The following is a 17814-nucleotide window of genomic DNA, read 5'->3' as shown; positions in this document are numbered from 1 at the left end:
GCGGCAGGGGCAACATCAGTCTGCCCGCCATTCTAGCCTCAATTTCTTGCGCTGGATCAATAGCGGCCCCGATATGTGGAAAACCACTATAGAGACCAAGGGCGCCAGTTGCCGAGAATACAGGCAACAGGAGCCCGGTGGGTTTCCAATCACCGCAAGACTCAGGAGTCTGTATGGACAAGAGTAAACGTCAACTACTGGGGCAAATCGCCGCCATCAGCGCCGGAGCTGCGTTTTTGCCCGTCGCCCAGGCATCGACTTCCAAGCCCCAGGCAACCAGTGGCAAACGCTATGGCATGCTGATCGATCTGCGCCGCTGCGTTGGTTGCCAGGCTTGTACTGTCGCCTGCACCATAGAAAACCAACCCCCACTGGGACAGTTTCGTACCACAGTCAACCAGTATGAAGTGACCCAAGGGCAGGAAAGCGCCTTTATGATGCTGCCCAGGCTCTGCAACCACTGCGAAAATCCCCCCTGCATCCCGGTTTGCCCCACTGGCGCCACATTTCAGCGCCAGGACGGCATAGTGGTGGTCGACAGCCACTGGTGTGTCGGTTGCGGTTACTGTGTCCAGGCCTGCCCCTATGATGCGCGCTTTATCAACCATGACACCAACACCGCCGACAAGTGCACCTTCTGCGCCCATCGGCTGGAGGCGGGCTTGCTGCCGGCCTGCGTCGAAACTTGTGTCGGTGAAGCCAGGATCATCGGCGATCTCAACGATCCCGGCAGCCAAATCAGTCGCATGCTGGCCGAGCACAGAGACGAGATCAAGGTACTCAAGCCCTCGGCCGAAACCTCGCCCTGCGTATTCTACCTGGGGATGACAGCCGCATTTGAAGAAAGGATCCGCGGCGAAGCACCGGTTCGCAGCCTGATGACCGCCACTGGAGAGGAGTTGCACCATGGACATTAAAGAGATCTTGACCCCGGATATCGCCATCACCTGGTTACCCTGGGCGGTGCAATACTTCTTTATGATGGGACTGGCCTATTCCGCGGTGTGGATTGCGGCGCTAACCATTATCCGCCCCGGCGCCAAGGATAAGCGCCTGCTGACACTCTGCGGCAGCCTGATCCTCAGCACAGCCATAGTGGCACCTGTAGCACTCTTGGCCGATCTGCACCAACCCGCCCGCGCCTGGCATTTCTATATGCAGCTCAGACCGGATTCCTGGATGTGGTATGGCGCTTGGTTACTGCCGCTATTTATGGCAGCGGCGCTGGCCTTTGCCTACCTCTTGCTGCGCCCTTCCCTTCCGACTCAGCCCAAAGATGGCTGGAGCCGCCTGGGATACTGGTTACGACTGGGAAACTGGCAAGGAGAGCCCTGGCTCAAGCCTCTGGCCTGGGTTGCCCTGCTCAGCGGCCTGAGTATCGCCCTCTACACCGGCATGGAAACCATGGCGATCAAGGCCAGACCGCTGTGGCACAGCTACTGGCTGCCGCCTCTGTTCGCCGCCAGCGCCCTGGCCGCCGGCAGCGGCATGCTGATTTGGCTCAACCGCCTGTTCAATGGCCATAAGCAGGAGACAGACAAACAGCTGCTGCTCTGGCTGCGTGGCTCTTTCGCCCTGTTTGCCCTGTTGCTTATCGGCTGGGCTATCAGTGGCGGCAACAGCGCCAATGAAGCCAGATTACTGCTCGGCGACAGCCCCAGTTGGCAACTGGCCGCTATCTGGGTGCTGGCAACCCTGGCCTTGTTGGCGCTGCTGCTGGCCTTCAGACATCTGCCCCGCTGGGCCTTGCTGTTTGGCAGCTTTGCCGCCATCCACCTGGCTTGGGGCTTTCGCTGGCTGGTGCTTATCCAGGCGCAGACGGATCCCAAGTATGGCGCCGGCACCTACTTCTATGAACTGCCCTGGGGCCCACAGGGGCTGCTGGGGATCCTGGGTACCTTTGGCCTTTGGCTGGCCCTGATCACCCTGATTTCCGAACTGATACGTCAGTCTGCCACCGGACTGAAAGGAGCCGCATAATGGACAAGAGTAAACGCCGTTTTATCAAAGGGGCTGCCATCACAGGTGGTACCGGACTATTTGTTGCGGGCTACAGCCACACCCTAACCCAGCTGGGCAAGGGCCTGGTCAATGGCAGCTCGGGCAAAAATACCCAAGAAGCGATTCATGGCAACTCGCTGGCACCTGAGCTCAAGGTCGACCTGAATAGCGGCCAACTGAGCGCCAATGACAACCAGCGTCTGGCCAATACCATGTGTTTCGGCTGCTGGACCAAATGCGGGGTGCGGGCCCGTATCGATAATGAAACCGACAGCATTATCCGTATCAGTGGTAACCCTTATCATCCACTGTCGGCCCGTGAACACCTGGACTTTGACACCCCGGTGCGCGATGCCCTGGTGGCTACCAGCGCCTGGCAAGAACAGGGGCTTGCCGGGCGTTCCACCGCCTGCGCCCGCGGCAACGCCATGCTGGAGTTACTGGACAGCCCCTATCGGGTAACACGCTGCCTGAAACGGGTCGGCCCCAGAGGTTCGGGCCAGTGGCAGAGCATAGCATTCGAGCAGTTGCTCAAAGAGGTTGTCGAAGGTGGCGATCTGTTTGGTGAAGGCCATGTGGATGGACTCAGGGCGATTCGCGATCTCAACACGCCTTTGGATCCAGCCAATCCTGAATATGGTCCCAAGGCCAATCAGCTATTGGTCAGCAACGCCTCGGATGAGGGGCGGGACACGCTGATAAAACGCTTTACCTTCAACAGCTTCGGCACCCGTAACTTTGCCAACCACGGCTCTTACTGTGGCTTCAGCTATCGGGCTGGTGCCGGCGCCTTGCTGGACGATCTGAAAAAGTACGCCCACTTGAAACCGGACTGGGATCATGCCGAGTTTCTACTGTTCATCGGCACTTCACCGCAGCAATCCGGCAACCCCTTCAAGCGCCAAGCGCGGCAAATGGCCAATGCCAGGGTCAACAACCGCAACTTCAGCTATGTTGTGGTTTCGCCCATGCTGCCCAACACCTCCAATCTGGCGTCGGCGCCGGACAACGTCTGGTTGCCGATCCGCCCGGCCACAGACGCCTCGCTGGCGATGGCTATGCTGCGCTGGATCATCGACAATCAGCGCTACAGCGCCGAGTTTCTCAGTGCTCCCAATGCCAAGGCCGCCAAAGCCGCCGGTTTCCGCGGTTTCAGTAATGCCGGTTTCCTGGTGCATTCAGACCAGGCGCATCCGAGATACGGCCAATATCTGCACGCCAGCGAATTGGGGTTGGCCTTCAGCGGCAAGCCTTTCGGTGATGAAGACCCCTTGCTGGTGCTGGACGCCGTCAGCGGTGAACCCATGGCCGCCGAGGTCTGCCCCAAGGCGCAGCTCGAAGTGGACCGCAGACTCACAGGCCAAAATGGCCAGAGCCTGGCCTGCAAGAGCAGTTTCAGCCTGCTGGCCGAATCGGCCCGGCTCAAGACATTGGCGCAATACAGCGCCGAATGCGATGTGCCGGTCGATGAGATTGAAGCCCTGGCCAACAAGTTCACCAGCCATGGCAGCAAGGCCGCGGTGATCAGCCACGGCGGCACCATGAGCAGTGATGGCTTCTATACCGCCTGGGCCATCATGATGCTCAACGCCATGATAGGCAATATCAACCAAAAGGGCGGCGCGCTAGCCAAGGGCGGTACTTTCCCGGCCTTCGGCAAAGGCCCACGCTACAATCTGGCCGAGTTTGACGGCATGGTGCAGCCCAAGGGAGTATTCCTGTCGCGCTCCCGTTTCCCCTATGAAAAAAGCTCGGAATACAAGCGCAAGCAGCAGGCCGGCGAGTCCCCCTACCCGGCAAAGGAGCCCTGGTTCCCGATCTCGGCGCCCATGTTGAGCGAGCATCTAACCGCGGCGGTCAACGGTTACCCTTATTCGCTCAAGGCCTGGATCAACCATATGGGCAACCCTGTCTATGGTCAGGCCGGGCTCGGTGCCGCCATAGGCGATAAGCTCAAAGACCCCAAGGTGCTGCCGCTGTTTATCAGTATCGACAGCTTTATCAACGAAACCACGGCGTTATCCGACTATATAGTGCCGGACACCCTCACCTATGAGTCCTGGGGCTGGACCTCGGCCTGGCAGGGCACCATGACCAAGATAGCCACCGGCCGCTGGCCGATAGTCAAACCCAGGGTGGAGCACACAGTGGATGGCGATCCCGTGTGCATGGAAAGCTTTCTTACCCGGATTGCCATGGCGCTGGCCTTGCCCGGCTTCGGTGAAAATGCGGTGCTGGCCCATGATGGCACACGCCACCCGCTGACTCGCGCCGCCGACTTTTCTCTCTACGGCGCCGCCAACGTCGCCTGGTTGGGAGAGAAAGTCCCCGCCATCGGCAAGGAAGATCTCTATTGGTCCGGGGTTGCCAGGATCATTCCCGAACTCAAGGCCCGTCTCGGCGAAGAGGAAGCATCCAGGGTGGCTTATCTCTATGCCCGCGGTGGCCGTTTCGAATCAATGAACAAGGCCAGGGACGCCGAAGGCAACCCCACCAAGGTCTGGCCCAAGCCGATGATGTTGTGGAACCCCCAGGTGGGCAGTCGCCGTCACTCCCAGAGCGGCGAGTTTCTCAGTGGTTGTCCGCGCAGTTATGGTCAACGCCTGGTCGATGGCACAGAGCTCAGGCAAGCCTTCGACCGCCAGTCCTGGCCCATGTTGCTGTCGAGCTACAAGTCACACACCATGAGCTCCATGAGTATCGGCTCTGACAGGCTCAGGCAAGTGCACCCCAATAATCCGGTGCGGATCAATAAAGACACGGCCCAAAGATTGGGCATAGCCACAGGGGATACAGTGAAAATCAGCACCCCCAACGGCAGTGTACTAGCACTGGTGGAATGCGTCGCCGGTGTGCACCCGGAGTGCATCGCCATTGAACACGGCTTTGGTCACAAGGAGCTCGGCGCGCGGGCATTCAGCATAGATGGCAAGCAGGTTGCAGCCAATCCGCTGATCCGCGCCGGGGTTAACCTCAACGATCTCGCAGTGCTGGATCCCAGCCGTTCGGGTTCCTATCCTCTGGTGGATTGGGCCAGCGGCGCCTCGGCCCGCCAGGGGCTACCGGCGAAAATCGAAAAAGTCTCCTGAAGCTCGCGCTGTGCCCGGTTTTTATGCCGGGCACAGTTTTTCCGGGCAAGAAATCGCCACAGAGCCCAAGCCATTGTTCTAAGCTAATAAGAGTGTGATCCAGTGGGCGGGAGTGAAACCGCTTATGGATTAGCCTTACGCTATCTGCAATTCCCTAGGCAGCAAGAGGAACAAATCCGGCATGAATGTCACTTTTATCAATCCCTTTCTTCAGTCACTTCTCAATGTGGTTTCCACCATGGCCAACATGCAGTTGACCCCGGGTAAGCCCAGACTCAAGACAGACAACCTGGCCAAGGGTGATGTCTCCGGACTTATCGGTATGGTGGGGCCACAGACTAAAGGATCGCTGTCGATCACCTTTGAGCAAGGACTGATCCTGGAGATAATGCAAAATATGCTGGGAGAAAATCCCGGCAATATCAATGAAGAAGTGACAGATCTGGTAGGGGAGATCACCAACATGGTGACCGGCGGCGCCAAGAACCTGCTGTCGGACAAAGGCTATGAGTTTGAAATGGCCACCCCTGTGGTGGTTTCCGGCATAGGCCACAAGATTTCCCATCAGGCCCAGGGCAAGAAGATCATCATGCCTTTTGTCGCTCCCAAGGGCTCGGCCTACATAGAGATCTGTTTCGAGAATCAATAATGACAAAGGGCGCCGAGGCGCCCTTTAGTGTTTGCCAACTCAATGGCATGACTCATTCAATCGAGGCAGACGGCCACTCTGGGAGTCAACTTGGTCACCAGTTCATAGGCCACGGTTTCGATATGAGCCGCTACCTCTTCCACCGGTAACGCCGGCCCCCACAAGAGGGCATCATCACCGACCGCATCCCGGGCATCCGGCCCCAGATCCACAGTCAGCATATCCATGGACACCCTGCCAACCACAGGCACCCGGCGACCATTGATCAGCACAGGCGTGCCCTCGGGGGCATTGCGAGGATAACCATCACCATAACCTATGGCCACCACGCCGAGGCGGGTATCCCTTGATGAGCGCCAAAAACTCCCGTAGCCCACGCTCTCCCCGGCCTTGTGCTCGCGCACGGCTATCAGTTGTGACACCAGACTCATGGCCGGTTGCAGGTCGTGGTTGGCGCCTCGGTCACCGACAACTGGCGACACCCCATAGAGGGCGATACCCGGGCGAATCCAGTTTTGCTGGCTGCTGGGCCAATAGAGGGCACCGGCCGAGTTGGCCAGACTGCGGTCGCCATCCAACCCGGCGGTGAGCTGGTTGAAATGCTCCAACTGCTTGCGGGTATAGTCATTGTCCGGCTCATCGGCGCAGGCGAAATGGGTCATCAGATTGATGGGCTTGGCCACTTGCGGGCAATCCAGCAGCCGCTGATACACTTCGCTAAACTCGTCGCTGCGAAAACCCAATCTGTGCATGCCGCTGTCGACCTTGAGCCACACAGTTACCGGCTTATCCAGCTTGGCTTGCTCCAGCATCTGCAACTGCGACTCATGATGCACCACAGTGTCTATGTCATGCTTAACCAGTAGAGGCAACTCAGTACTGCGAAAAAAACCTTCGAGCAACAACAGCTTGGCCGTTACGCCACCGGCCCTGAGCTCCAACGCTTCTTCGAGCCGCGCCAGACCGAAGCCGTCAGCACTGCTCAGGCTCTTGGCCACGTTCAGTGAGCCGTGGCCATAGCCGTTGGCCTTGACGACAGCAATAACTTTGCTGGCGGGCGCGATCTCACGCAGCCTGGCCAGATTATGTTGCAGCGCCCGGCTGCTAATCTCTGCTCTGGGAAAGGGTTTCAAAGCTTACCTTCAATCTTGGATTGGATGGCGCGCTCTCTGGCCGCGCCGGGAAAACCGTCCGCAGAGGTTTAGTCCTCTTCAAATTGCGGACCGGCGTAATTGTCAAAACGGGAGAACATCCCCTGGAAAGTCAGCCTGACCCGGCCGATGGGGCCGTTACGTTGCTTACCTATGATGATCTCTGCCGTGCCTTTATCGGGCGAATCGTCGTTATACACCTCGTCACGATAAATAAACATGATAAGGTCCGCATCCTGCTCGATAGAGCCGGATTCACGCAAGTCAGAGTTTACCGGGCGTTTATCGGCCCTTTGCTCCAATGAGCGGTTCAGCTGTGACAGGGCGATCACCGGGATCTCCAGCTCCTTGGCCAGGGCCTTGAGCGAGCGGGAGATTTCAGCAATTTCCAGGGTCCGGTTATCGGCCAGCGCCGGCACCTGCATCAACTGCAGGTAGTCGACCATGATCATAGACAGACCGCCGTATTCCCGGGCGATACGCCTGGCCCTGCTGCGCACTTCGGTCGGCGTCAGGCCCGAGCTGTCATCGATATACATCTTGCCCTGCTCGAGCATGATCCCCATGGTAGAGGACACCCGCGCCCAATCATCATCATCCAACTGGCCGGTACGTATCTTGGTCTGATCTACCCGGCCAAGCGACGCCAGCATACGCATCATGATCTGTTCCGAGGGCATCTCGAGACTGAAAATAAGCACTGGCTTGTTTTCATTGAGCGCCGCGTATTCACACAGGTTCATCGCAAAGGTGGTCTTACCCATGGAAGGACGGGCCGCGACAATGATCAGGTCACCGGACTGGAAACCTGCGGTCATCTTATCCAGATCGGAGAAGCCGCTGGATACCCCGGTCACACCGTTGTGCGGGTTGTTGTACAGCTGCTCAATCTTGTCGACGGTTTTTTCGAGGATGGTCTTGATCCCCTCCGGGCCCTCGTTGGCGTTGGCGCGCTGCTCGGCTATCTTGAACACCTTGGTTTCGGCCAAGTCCAGCAAGGCGCCTGAGTCCCGCCCCTCTGGGTTGTAACCTGCGTCGGCAATCTCATGTGCTACCCGGATCATCTCCCGCACCACGGCACGCTCGCGCACGATTTCGGCGTAGGAAAGAATATTACCGGCGCTGGGGGTATTCTTGGCGATCTCACCCAGATAGGTAAAACCACCGGCATCTTCCAGCTCGTCAGTCAGTTCCAGTTGTTCTGAAACCGTAATCAAATCTATGGGTTGGCCGTTTTCTACCAGCTTTTGCATGGCACCAAAAATCAGCCTGTGGGAACGGGAGTAAAAGTCTTCTCTGACCACGGCCTCGGACACCTTGTCCCAGGCCTCTGCATCCAGCATCAGTCCCCCGAGCACGGATTGCTCCGCCTCAATGGAATGGGGAGGCAGCTTGAGCGCGTCAACCTGGACGTCTCTTCGCTTGTCTTTGGCCTTAAAGGCACCTTGCTGTTGCATAAATCTCCAACTCTCCAACAATCAGGCAAAATGTGATATAAAACCCGGTTCAATCAGAACAGGAATTTTACACCTACAATCACCTGTTTTTCATATCCAAACGGACACTAACTATAAATAAGGAATGAACATGCGCAATGCATTGGCTGCAGCCTTGGCGCTGACCTCTGGCCTCGCCATAGCCGATGAAGGGCAGTGGCAACCTTACCAAATGCCCTCTATTGCCGACAAGCTCAGTGAGCGCGGCATCGCCATCCCGGCAGAGCAACTGGCCGATCTCGGAAAGTATCCCATGAACGCCGTGGTGGGCCTCGGCTATTGTACCGCCAGTTTCGTCTCACCCCAAGGATTGGTTGTCACCAACCATCACTGTGCCTATCGGGGTATCCAATTCAACAGCACCAAAGAACACAACTATCTGGCCGATGGCTTTTTGGCCAAAGAGCAACGCCTGGAGCCTTCGGCCGGTCCCAACGAGCGCCTCTATGTCACCGAGGCGGTCACAGATGTCACAGATAAGATAACGGCCAACCTGCCGACCGAGCCACTGGCGCGTTATGAAGCCATCCAGGCCAACAGCAAGGCGCTGGTCAAAGAGTGTGAAGCCGACGACAACTACCGCTGCTCAGTACGTAGTTTCCACAATGGACTTGAATACTACCTGATCAAACAGCTGATTATTCGCGATGTGCGCCTGGTTTATGCGCCACCCGAGAGTGTTGGCGGTTTCGGTGGCGACATAGATAACTATGAATACCCTCGTCACAGCGGCGACTTTACCTTCCTTAGGGCTTATGTCGGCAAGGATGGCAAACCGGCAGCCTATGCCGAGGATAACGTGCCTTATCAGCCCAAGAGCTTCCTCAAGGTCAATGCCGATGGCGTTAAGGCCGGTGATGGCGTGTTTGTGGCCGGTTACCCGGGTTCAACCAGCCGCTACCGCCTGACCTCAGAGCTGAGATTCGCCAGCGACTGGCTCTATCCGACCCAAGCCGCCCGCTATCAGGCCAAAATCGACACCATTGAGGGCATGGGCGCTTCCGACAAGGATATCGCCATCAAGTATGCCGGTACTCTGGCCGGCATGGCCAACCGGATGAAAAAACTCAACGGCTTGTTGGATGGCTTCCACGCCACAGACATCGCCGCCATCAAGCAGGTCGAGGAAAATGCCTTCCGCGACTGGTTGGCCAAAGATAAAGACGCACAGCCGTTGATGGCGCAACTGAGCGAGCTCGAACAACTGCTGGCCGAGCAACAACACAAGTATCAGCAGAGCTACTATTTTGACAACGCTCAATCCAGTGCCCTGCTCGGCACCGCCAAGCAGCTTTATCGCCTGGCCAAAGAAAACCAAAAGCCGGATGCCGAGCGCGAAGCGGGTTATCAAGAGCGTGACATGAAGATGTTCGCCGCCCGTCTCAAGCGACTTGACTCCAGCTTCGATATCAGCGTCGACAAGACCCTATGGCAGATGGATATCGACGCCTACCTGGCGCAGGATAACCGGGTCGCCGTGATGGATCAGTTGTTGACACCCGAGCAAGGCATCAGCCTGGGCGACAAGCTCGAAGGCATGTATGCCCTGACCGAGCTGACCGACCCAGAAAAACGCCTCGACTGGATGCAGGCCAAGCCGGAAGCCTTCGAGAGCAGCAGCGATCCCTTCATTCGTATGGCAGTAGCCCTGTACGACACCAATATGGCGCAGGAAAAAGCCGACAAGGAACTGGCTGGTAAGCTGTCCATCGCCCGCCCCGCCTACATGAAGGCGATCATCGCCTATAACAAGGCCATGGGTAAGCCTGTCTATCCGGATGCCAACGGCACCTTAAGGATCAGCTATGGTATGGTCGATGGCTATCAGTCCCGTGATGCGCTCTACAAGCAACCCTTTACCAAGCTGGAAGGAATAGTCGCCAAGCACACAGGTGTCGAGCCCTACAATGCACCGCAGAAGCTGCTGGATGCCATCAAGCAGGGACGACTGGGCGAGCATAACGTGCAGCACTTGTATCAGGATCCCCGCAGCTGGTTGTGCCGCCTGTTCTCCTGCCTGGATAACCCGGCCGAGTTCAACTCTGTACCGGTTAACTTCCTCTCCAGCGTAGATACCACAGGAGGCAATTCAGGCTCCCCCGTGTTTAACGGCAAGGGCGAACTGGTTGGCCTCAACTTTGACTCCACCTATGAAGCCATCACCAAAGATTGGTACTTCAACCCCACCATCACCCGCGCCGTACACGTGGATATCCGCTACATTCTGTGGATGATGGATGAAGTGGATCATGCCGACAACCTGCTCAAAGAGCTGGAACTGGTGCGCAACTGATAGCCACTAGTCTGCAATACCCTTGAAAACACCCGCCCCGGCGGGTGTTTTCGTCTCTGTAGTCATCGCCAATCAAGTCAGCAGCGGTTCTACCAGAGATTACAAATCTTCAATCAATGCCGCTGTAATAGCGACGTGAACAAGTGACTATATAGTAGTGAAGGTGTGCTGGTAATAGGTGCTTGATTTGGGCATTCGCAGGCAAAGAAAAAAGGGGGGCCCCCCGAGGCACTCAGCGACCAAACAGGCATAAAAAAACACCGCCCGAAGGCGGTGTTTTTCTAGTAAAAGCCGGGATTAAGCTTCAGCAACAACAGTTACTTTAACTACCGCTTTTACTTCAGTGTGCAGCTGAACTTCAACTTCGAAGTCGCCAGTAGTGCGCAGAGCACCCAGTGGCAGACGTACTTCGGCTTTGGCCAGTTCAACGCCAGCAGCAGTTACTGCATCAGCGATGTCACGGGTACCGATAGAACCGAACAGCTTGCCTTCGTCACCGGCTTTAGAAGCGATAACAACCGCTTCCAGAGCAGAGATCTGCTCTGCACGAGCAGTGGCAGCGGCCAGGTCGGCAGCCAGCTTGGCTTCCAGCTCAGCACGACGAGCTTCGAAAACTTTTACGTTCTCAGCGTTGGCAACAACAGCTTTGCCTTTTGGCAGCAGGTAGTTACGAGCGTAACCGGCCTTAACTGATACCTGGTCACCCAGGTTGCCCAGGTTTGCGATTTTATCAAGCAGAATAACGTTCATTATCAATTCCTCTAGCTAGAACAGTGCCGATTACTGATGCAGATCAGTGTATGGCAGCAGTGACAGATAACGAGCACGCTTGATAGCGCGAGCCAGTTGACGCTGATACTTGGCAGAAGTACCAGTGATACGGCTTGGAACAATCTTACCGCTTTCTGTGATGTAGTTTTTCAGAGTAGCGATATCTTTGTAATCGATCTCCGTAACACCTTCAGCAGTGAAACGGCAGAACTTACGACGACGGAAATAACGTGCCATTTGACAGTCTCCTAATTTTTCAATTCGACATTTTCGGCGTGTAACACCAGTCGGCTTTGGCCATTGCGACTCTGTTGTAGAGCCAGAAAACCACTGACTTGGATATCCACACCCGCTTTCAGCTTGTCTGCTACGCTCTTGAAGCGTTCACCACTCAATATCACTTGAAGTTGGCAGTAGACGTTTCTGGGCAAATCGGCCTCGAAACGCTGCGACCTGTGTTCCAGTTGAAGTACCGTGTGAGGTATTCCAGCCGGGCTATCAAAGTGTCTGGACCGAATGACGGTACCGGACAACACCAAGTGATTGGTGGTCACAGAAAAACTTACTCAGCGCTTGCTTCAGCGTTTTCTTGGGTTTCTTCAGCAGCTTTTTCGCTAACGGCGCTGCGACGTGAATCGCGCTCGTCTTTAGCTTTGGCCATTGGAGATGCTTCAGTGATGGCAGCTTTAGTGCGCATCACCAGGCTACGCAGAACGGCGTCGTTGAAACGGAAAGCAGTTTCCAGCTCTTCAACAGACTCTGCAGTGGTCTCAACGTTCATCAGAACATAGTGAGCCTTGTGCAGATCCTGGATTGGGTAAGCCAGTTGGCGACGACCCCAGTCTTCCAAACGATGGATTTGACCGCCAGCTTCGGTGATAACACCTGTGTAGCGCTCAATCATACCTGGTACTTGTTCACTCTGATCAGGGTGAACCATAAATACGATTTCGTAATGACGCATTTAGTGCTCCTTACGGTTATCTAGCCTCGTGGTTGGCTCAGTCAGACCAAATGGAGGCAAGGAACGAAAATTAATGTGACTGAATTAGGCGCGAAATAGTACATAAAGGCCGCGGTAAACTCAAGCAATAACTTTGCCTCGGCCCCATGAGCAGGTATTATGTGGCGCTAAATTTATGGCAGTCACAGCAAAAGACACAAGAATAATGACAAGATCCTCTGTATTGGCGTTATTGTTTGCGCTACCGACTTCGGCCTGGGCCCTGGTGCCGCCGGATTATCGCGAGCCTCCAAGCGACTTCACCGCTGAGATTGAGGCCGGCTTTCAGCTCAACACAGGTAACACAGACTCAAGCAGTTTCAACGGTCGTACCAAGTTGGTTTACGACACGGAAAACGCCAAACAGGAAGGAACCCTCAAGGCTTATTTCGCCTCTGACTCTGAAAAAACCACCGCCGAGAAGTACAATCTGCAACTGCAGTCCAACTACAAACTCAACGGTGGCTATATCTTTGGCCGCGGTGAATTCATCTGGGACAAGTTCGGTTCTTACACAGAGATCTACACGGTTTCCAGTGGTTATGGTTTCGATGCCATCAGCACCCGCCGAACCAAGTTGAGTCTCGAAGTCGGCCCGGGTTATCGATACAACATGCCAATAGAAACTGACGCGGCGCCGGATCCTGTAGCCGAGAAAGATGTGATCCTACGAACCGCGGCCAAGTTTGAGCAGAAGATCCACGAGTACACCAGTTTCACTGCCGACCTGACCGCCGAGGTAGGCGAAAATAACAATACTCTGGCTCTGGACATGGGTTATAAAAACACCCTGTTTCAGGACTGGGCCTTCAAGATAGGCTTCAACGTTAAATACACAGAAGTGGTGCCGGAAGGCAGTAAGCAGACAGATACCATCACCACCTTCAACTTGCTCTATACCTTCCAGTAATTTCCGCACTTGAAGAGCTCTTTCAACTAAAGAGCTCCAAGAAAACGCTCCAGGATTAACGCGGCGTGCTTGTCACCGCGCTCAAGCGCCTGCAGATAGAGATAGATGGCGGTTTCATGCCGCTCCAACAGACGAAAGGCTACGCCGTACTCAGAGTTACTCTCGGCATCATCCGCCCACTTGGCATATTTTTGCTGGTAAGGTTCGACCCAGAGGCGCAGCGCCGCAAGCAGTTCATGCCAGGAAAGCTTAAGCCAACTGTCCACCTCTTTTTGCGCTTGCATGCGCACTTGCTCCTGCAACGCCTCGTCCAGAGTTGCCAGCTCAGGCAGCAGTTTCAACAAAGCCTCGGCAGTATATTGCTCCACCTTGAACAATAGAGAAAACACGGCTTGGCTTTCTGTTAAGAGGCTTTCTGTTAAGAGGCTTTCAGTTAAGTGGATTTCTGTTAACTGGCTCTCGGTTACCTGAGAATGATAATCCTGGCCGAGGCGCTCGAAGAACGCCATGCCATAGATTTCACCCAGATAGCCTTGTTGCAGTTGCATGAGATTCGGGCTGGCGCGGCCGTGAAGCTCGCCGCCCGTATTCCAAAGAGGGCTAGTCATACTCGGCAATTAGAGGCGCTGACGCACGGCTTCAAACAGACAGATACCGGTCGCCACCGACACGTTCAGACTGGAAACACTGCCCGCCATAGGAATAGAGATCAGGGTGTCGCAGCTTTCGCGGCTCAAGCGTCTCAGCCCCTTGCCTTCGGCGCCCATGGCAATAGCCAGAGCCCCCTTGAGGTCAGCCTGATACAGAGTGCTGTCGGCCTCGCCTGCAGTGCCGGCAATCCACACACCCCGTTCCTGCAAACGCTTCATGGTACGCGCCAGGTTGGTCACCTGAAACAGCGGCACTGTCTCGGCCGCGCCGCAAGCCACCTTGCTGACGGTCGGCGTCAGTCCCACGGAGTTGTCTTTAGGCACTATGACGCCGTGAACTCCGGCCGCATCGGCATTTCGCAGACAGGCCCCCAGATTGTGGGGATCTGTGACACCATCCAGGATTAGCAAAAATGGCGATTCCGTCTTGTCTAATAAGGCTTCCAGATCGTTTTCGGTCAATACTTTGGCCGGACGCACCCGGATGATGATCCCCTGGTGCTGAGTGCTTTCGGCCTTGTCATCCAGTGTCTTGCGAGATGCCTGCTGGGCGCGAATGCCCCACTGAGCCGCCATCTCCAACAAGGGCTTGACCCTGTCATCCTGACGACCGCTGAGCAGCCACATTTCCAGCACCCGCTCCGGAGCGTGTTTCAGCAAAGACTCGACCGCGTGAATGCCAAACACCAGTTCCTGTTTTTTCATTTACTTCTTTCTCTTGACTCGTTTGGCTGCCTTGGGCTTTTTCGCCCCGGCGTTGCCGGCAGCCTTGGTTGATTTGCTCTTGGCGGATGCGCCTGTGGACTTAGACTTGGCGCTCCCTTTACCTGCCGGTTTCTGTGCCTTGGCCGAGCGGCGGGCTCCTTCAATATTGACCCTTTCCCGCGCGGTCAACGGCTTACTCTTACTGCGGCCTTTACGGCGCTGGCTGCGACCCTCTTCGTCCACCATCAGCAAGTCTATCTGCCTGTCGTCCAGATTGACCGAGGCGACTTTGACCGTCACAGCATCACCAATCTGGTAGATCTGCCCTGAGTGCTCACCTATCAGGCGCTGGCGCATGGGATCATACTGGAAGTAGTCGCTGCCCAGGGTGGAAATATGCACCAAGCCGTCGATAAACAAATCATTGAGGCGCACAAACAGCCCGAAGCTGGTGACGGAAGCCACCACCGCATCGAAGGTGTCACCCACATGGTCCTGCATAAACTCACACTTGAGCCAGTCGGAGACGTCCCGGGTAGCTTCATCGGCGCGGCGCTCAGTGTTGGAACACTCTTCGCCAAGCTGATCCAGTTCATCGAGCTGATAGTGATAGCCGCCGTCCGGGGTCCACTTGTCGCTCGCTGCGCCACGCTCTTTGGCGAGCAGGTAACGGATCACCCTGTGCAACACCAAGTCAGGATAACGGCGAATGGGCGACGTAAAGTGAGCATACTCCTCCAACGCCAGACCAAAGTGACCTTCATTGTCCGGTGTGTAAGTCGCCTGACGCATGGAGCGCAGCAACATCACTTGAATGAGTTCGGCATCGGCGCGACCTTGTACTTTTTCCATCAGCGCCTGGTAGTCACTGGGTTCGGGTTCGAGACCGCCGCCCATGGAGAGCCCTCGCTCAGCCAGAAACTCCTTGAACTGAGTCAGCTTCTGCTCGGATGGCGCTTCATGCACCCGATAGAGGACTTCACCCTTGTGCTTTTTGACAAACTTAGCCGCCGCCACGTTGGCGAGGATCATACACTCTTCGATGATCTTGTGCGCCTGGTTACGGGCTCTGGGCACTATCTTGTCTATCTTGCGCTGCTCATTGAAGATGAACTGGGTTTCCAGCGTCTCAAAGGCGATGGCACCACGGTTGGCCCGCTGGCTATCGAGCGCCAGATACAGCTCCTGCAACACCTTGAGATGCGGCAGTAAAGGCTTATGCTCTTCCAGGCCTTCTTCGCCTTCCAGCATGGCCGCCACCTGGGTATAGGTGAAACGGGCGTGGGAATGCATCACCGCCGGATAAAACTTGTAGCCGGATAACTTACCCGCCGCCGATACTGTCATCTCGGCCACCATACAGAGGCGGTCGACTCCCGGATTCAGGGAACACAGGCCGTTGGAGAGTTTTTCCGGCAACATAGGGATCACCTGTGACGGGAAGTACACAGAGTTGCCTCGGGCACGGGCTTCTTGATCCAGCGCGGATTGAGTGCGCACATAATAGCTGACATCGGCAATGGCCACCCACAGGCGCCAACCGCCACTGCGCTTGCGCTCGGCATAGACGGCATCGTCAAAGTCGCGAGCATCTTCACCGTCTATGGTGACCAAGGGCAGTTGTCGCAGATCGACTCGACCTACCTTGTCCTCTTCCTGCACTTCATCGGATATTTTGCGCAGTTTCTTTTCGATGGCGGCAGACCAGGTATGGGGCAGATCATAGTTGCGCAGGGCAATTTCTATCTCCATGCCCGGTGCCATCTCTTTGCCCAGCACTTCAACCACCTTACCGGCGGCTTTGACATAGCGCCCCGGCCTGCGGGTGAGTTCCACCACCACGACATCGCCCTGACGGGCGCCGTTGCGATCGGCGTTGTCTATCAATATTTCCTGGGTAATACGCTTATCATCGGCAATAACAAAGGCCATGCCGCAATCGACATGGAAACGCCCTACCAGAGCGGCGGTTCGCTCAGCGACCAGACGCACTATGCGGGCTTCGCGGCGCCCCTTGCGATCGACTCCGGCCTTTTGCGCCAACACCTTGTCACCATGGAAGTATCTGAGCATGTCACCATGGTTGATAAACAGGTCATCACCGCCTTCATCGGGACGGAAGAAGCCATAGCCATCTCTGTGGCCCAGCACAGTGCCCTGGATCAAGTCCATCCGCTCCGGCAGGCCGTAACACTGACCGCGGGTAAATACCAGCTGACCATCGCGCTCCATGGCACGCAGCCGACGCCGCAGCGCCTCGAGTTGTTCTTCGTCGGAGATGTTGAGGGCCGTGGCGATCCGCTCACGATTCAGGGGAGAGGTCTGCGAGCGCAGATATTCCAATATAAATTCCCGGCTGGGGATGGGGTTGTCGTACTTATCTTGTTCTCGCTCAAAATGAGGATCTTTTATCATTCAATTTCCAATTTTTTTCGTTGTCGCATCCAGTGCGACAAGCTAATTAACGGCTTTGCAGATGTTCCTTTTTGGCCTTCTCCACCTGACTGGCGGGCATTTTAGCCGCTAACAGCTGCAATAATCTTTTGGCGTCTTGCTGGGTCTGTTCATCGCTGAACACCTGGTTGTAGAGCCAGTGATACCCCAAGACATAATCCCTTGGGCTGCCATAACCCTTGGCAAACAGCTCGACCAGCATCATTCTGGCCGGTAGGTCACCGTTGGCGGCAGCGGGTAACAGGTACTGCACCGAACGTTCTTTGTCCTGCAGTACAAACTTGCCATCTTTATAATACTCGGCAATGCGCACCATGGCTTCGGCACTGCCCTGCTCGGCGGCATCCCTGAGCAGCGATATTCCTCTGGGTGGATTGGCCTTGACGCAGATGCCAAAATTAAGCATCTCCCCCCAGAGGTACTGGTACAACGGCTGCTTGAGCACTTCGGCGCGCGCCTCAATATCCTGCACCAGCTGACAGTCATCGGCTTTGACCCGGGTCAGGTATTGCTTGCTGCGAATAAGCTCCAGCAGTTCTTCCTGGCTGTAGATATCCACGGCCTTGGTTTCTTCGGCCAACACATTGGCACTGGTTACTAACAAGAGTAATAGGGCTATACGCAACATAAGCTGTCCTGATG

General features: G+C 55.9%; 16 protein-coding genes. 6 read left to right on the top strand and 10 right to left on the bottom strand.

From position 1 onward, the window contains the following. The first annotated feature begins 173 nt into the window (after positions 1 to 173). From dsrO to CBE72_RS08000, 4 genes are all read left to right on the top strand, one after another. Positions 174 to 917, top strand: a complete 744-nt coding sequence (gene dsrO, locus CBE72_RS08015) for a sulfate reduction electron transfer complex DsrMKJOP subunit DsrO (protein ID WP_025009348.1) — start codon at positions 174 to 176, stop codon at positions 915 to 917. Beyond that, positions 907 to 1980 (top strand): NrfD/PsrC family molybdoenzyme membrane anchor subunit, encoded by a 1074-nt coding sequence (nrfD, locus tag CBE72_RS08010; protein WP_100143086.1) that lies wholly within the window; start codon positions 907 to 909, stop codon positions 1978 to 1980. Before dsrO ends, nrfD begins: the two co-directional genes overlap by 11 nt. Next, positions 1980 to 5090 (top strand): tetrathionate reductase subunit A, encoded by a 3111-nt coding sequence (locus CBE72_RS08005; RefSeq protein WP_100143085.1) that lies wholly within the window; start codon positions 1980 to 1982, stop codon positions 5088 to 5090. The genes nrfD and CBE72_RS08005 overlap by 1 nt, the downstream gene beginning before the upstream one ends. Positions 5091 to 5271: 181 nt before the next feature. Further along, a complete protein-coding gene (locus tag CBE72_RS08000) occupies positions 5272 to 5739 on the top strand; it encodes a chemotaxis protein CheX (RefSeq protein ID WP_062793554.1) in 468 nt (155 codons plus the stop codon). A gap of 56 nt (positions 5740 to 5795) precedes the next feature. On the opposite strand, the gene alr is transcribed toward CBE72_RS08000, so the two are convergent. Beyond that, positions 5796 to 6872, bottom strand: coding sequence for an alanine racemase (alr, locus tag CBE72_RS07995; RefSeq protein WP_025009347.1), 1077 nt, complete (start codon positions 6870 to 6872; stop codon positions 5796 to 5798). A 68-nt stretch (positions 6873 to 6940) separates the two neighbouring features. Then, on the bottom strand, positions 6941 to 8347 hold the full coding sequence (dnaB, locus tag CBE72_RS07990; protein WP_025009346.1) for a replicative DNA helicase: 1407 nt from the start codon (positions 8345 to 8347) through the stop codon (positions 6941 to 6943). A gap of 130 nt (positions 8348 to 8477) precedes the next feature. On the opposite strand from dnaB, the gene CBE72_RS07985 reads away from it, so the two are divergent. Further along, on the top strand, positions 8478 to 10679 hold the full coding sequence (locus CBE72_RS07985) for a S46 family peptidase (RefSeq protein WP_100143084.1): 2202 nt from the start codon (positions 8478 to 8480) through the stop codon (positions 10677 to 10679). A 297-nt stretch (positions 10680 to 10976) separates the two neighbouring features. Here the strand turns inward: CBE72_RS07985 and rplI are convergent, their stop codons facing one another. The 4 genes from rplI to rpsF are packed head-to-tail and all read right to left on the bottom strand — an operon-like array spanning position 10977 to position 12414. After that, a complete protein-coding gene (rplI, locus tag CBE72_RS07980; protein WP_025009345.1) occupies positions 10977 to 11429 on the bottom strand; it encodes a 50S ribosomal protein L9 in 453 nt (150 codons plus the stop codon). Between the two features lie 30 nt (positions 11430 to 11459). After that, positions 11460 to 11687 (bottom strand): 30S ribosomal protein S18, encoded by a 228-nt coding sequence (gene rpsR / locus CBE72_RS07975; RefSeq protein WP_025009344.1) that lies wholly within the window; start codon positions 11685 to 11687, stop codon positions 11460 to 11462. A gap of 11 nt (positions 11688 to 11698) precedes the next feature. After that, positions 11699 to 12004 carry a primosomal replication protein N gene (priB, locus tag CBE72_RS07970; protein ID WP_028779665.1) on the bottom strand — a complete coding sequence of 102 codons (306 nt, stop codon included), beginning with the start codon at positions 12002 to 12004 and terminating at the stop codon, positions 11699 to 11701. An 8-nt stretch (positions 12005 to 12012) separates the two neighbouring features. Next, positions 12013 to 12414, bottom strand: a complete 402-nt coding sequence (rpsF, locus tag CBE72_RS07965; protein WP_025009342.1) for a 30S ribosomal protein S6 — start codon at positions 12412 to 12414, stop codon at positions 12013 to 12015. Between the two features lie 205 nt (positions 12415 to 12619). Between rpsF and CBE72_RS07960 the strand changes: the two genes are divergently transcribed. Further along, on the top strand, positions 12620 to 13363 hold the full coding sequence (locus tag CBE72_RS07960) for a DUF481 domain-containing protein (RefSeq protein ID WP_100143083.1): 744 nt from the start codon (positions 12620 to 12622) through the stop codon (positions 13361 to 13363). A 26-nt stretch (positions 13364 to 13389) separates the two neighbouring features. Here CBE72_RS07960 and CBE72_RS07955 read toward each other — a convergent pair whose 3' ends face one another. The 4 genes from CBE72_RS07955 to CBE72_RS07940 are packed head-to-tail and all read right to left on the bottom strand — an operon-like array spanning position 13390 to position 17800. Beyond that, a complete protein-coding gene (locus CBE72_RS07955; protein WP_100143082.1) occupies positions 13390 to 13971 on the bottom strand; it encodes a hypothetical protein in 582 nt (193 codons plus the stop codon). 9 nt (positions 13972 to 13980) lie between these two features. After that, positions 13981 to 14718, bottom strand: coding sequence for a 23S rRNA (guanosine(2251)-2'-O)-methyltransferase RlmB (gene rlmB, locus CBE72_RS07950; RefSeq protein WP_100143081.1), 738 nt, complete (start codon positions 14716 to 14718; stop codon positions 13981 to 13983). After that, on the bottom strand, positions 14719 to 17133 hold the full coding sequence (gene rnr, locus CBE72_RS07945; protein WP_100143080.1) for a ribonuclease R: 2415 nt from the start codon (positions 17131 to 17133) through the stop codon (positions 14719 to 14721). A 46-nt stretch (positions 17134 to 17179) separates the two neighbouring features. Then, on the bottom strand, positions 17180 to 17800 hold the full coding sequence (locus CBE72_RS07940) for a tetratricopeptide repeat protein (protein WP_025009338.1): 621 nt from the start codon (positions 17798 to 17800) through the stop codon (positions 17180 to 17182). Positions 17801 to 17814 lie beyond the last annotated feature (14 nt).

The sequence above is a fragment of the Shewanella carassii genome, assembly GCF_002777975.1.
GTDB lineage: Bacteria > Pseudomonadota > Gammaproteobacteria > Enterobacterales > Shewanellaceae > Shewanella > Shewanella carassii.
The sequence above is the reverse complement of the archived record's forward strand: the minus strand, read 5'-3'. Positions and strand labels throughout refer to the sequence as shown.